Here is a 1,585-nt window from a genome sequence, read left to right as displayed (position 1 = left end):
GTAGCCCCGGCCAGCACCGCGCACACCGCGACCGCCAAGAGCCCGGCGAGCGGGTAACGCAGCCCACGCGGGCTGCGCGGATCCGGCACCACTGCCAACGCTCGCAGCAAACCGGCCTGTTCACCCTCGGTTACCGGGCGGACTGGCGTGTCGGAGGGGGTAGCAACTGCGGACAGTACCGGTATCGGGCATGCTGACATCGCGGGTGAGGTCCTCGAAGTGTCTGGAAGCGTGAGAACTCCCATGATCACCTAGGCGATCTCACCCGCCCCGGGCACCTCCACAGAGGTCAAACACCCCACGTCATCCCAGCTCAAGCCTGCAACCGCCGAACACGCAATGGCCCTGGGTTTTCTGGTCGTGGGACTTTTGGTCGTGGGATTTTTGGTGGTGGGGCTTTGCTGCGTATCTGGGTCGCTGCCGGTCGGGCCTGGTCTGGTCTGGTGTTCGCCGGCTCGGTCCGGGGCGGGGCGGGGGTGGCCGGGCGGGGGCGGGTGTGGGGGTTGGTGACTCCGGCCCGTTCCGCGGCCGGCGTGTGGGCGCTGCGGGATATCTGTTCGCAGTAATGACGGGAGTGGGTGCCGGGTGGCAACCGTGACTTGATCGTGGCGGGCATGGCTCGGCGATGGCAGGCTGTCTGATTCACAGCGGGACTCCACTACCGGTCCGGCCAGCTCGACCTCCTTGACCGATCCGGCCTGTTCGGCCTGTTCGGTTGGCCCGGCCTGTTCGGCTGGTCCGGCCTGTTCGACCTCTTCGGTCTGCTTGGCTGGCCCGGCTTGTTCGGCTGGTCCGGCCTGTTCGACCTCTTCGGTCTGCTTGGCTGGCCCGGCTTGTTCGGCTGGTCCGGCCTGTTCGACCTCCTCGGCCTGTTCGACCTCCTCGGCCTGTTCGACCGGTCCGGCCTGCGTTCCCCGGCTGGTCTGCGGGTCGCGGCTTTGTGCCGGCTGGCGCGCCGCACGAGAGGGCGGCGGCGTATGCACCGGCGGGGGATCTGCCGGGCCCGGTCGGTCGGCTTCGAAGCTGGTGGGTTTGATCTGGAGATCTTCCGGCCAGCAGCCCGCCTGCTGCTCGCGGACGTGTCGCAGCCGCTCGGCGTGACGACGCTGTAGACCCCACGCGCGGCGACGCTCATGATCGCGGCGAAACTCGTCACGGCTCGCCGAATAATTGCGGGCCTTCGTTCGGTCGCGCAGGCCCGCGAGTTCGGCCCGGGAAAACAATTGGAGTTGCCCCATGCCACCAATTATTCCGCACGCCAGCCAAGATCACAGGCCCCTATCAATGACCGGCCATACCAATTTCATGACCAGCGTCACACCGCGAAAATTGGCGGCAAAGGTGATCCAGAAAGGCGCACTTTCACGCCGCACGGCATGCTGGACTCGACAGCGTAACTCGGTGTCGCATGCCCCTTGACGACGCGGCACTCGTGCGGTCCCGACACTCGGTGCTCCCGGTGCTCCCGGTGCTCCCGGTGCTCCCGGTGCTCCCGGTGCTCCCGGTGCTCCCGGTGCTCCCGGTGCTCCCGGTGCTCCCGGTGCGTCCCGGTGCTCCCGGTGCTCCCGGTGCTCCCGGTGCTCCC

General features: G+C 67.9%; 2 protein-coding genes. One reads left to right on the top strand and one right to left on the bottom strand.

Annotated features, from left to right (window positions below; genetic code table 11):
- Positions 1-200, bottom strand: a 200-nt coding sequence (locus DMB66_RS66440; protein ID WP_370321555.1) for a transposase family protein, incomplete at its 3' end; no start/stop codon positions are given.
- A 579-nt stretch (positions 201-779) separates the two neighbouring features.
- On the opposite strand from DMB66_RS66440, the gene DMB66_RS59380 reads away from it, so the two are divergent.
- Positions 780-1,112: a hypothetical protein gene (locus tag DMB66_RS59380; protein WP_158647740.1), complete on the top strand. Its 333-nt coding sequence runs from the start codon at positions 780-782 to the stop codon at positions 1,110-1,112.
- Positions 1,113-1,585 lie beyond the last annotated feature (473 nt).

It is taken from the genome of Actinoplanes sp. ATCC 53533 (assembly GCF_003947245.1).
The sequence above is the reverse complement of the archived record's forward strand: the minus strand, read 5'-3'. Positions and strand labels throughout refer to the sequence as shown.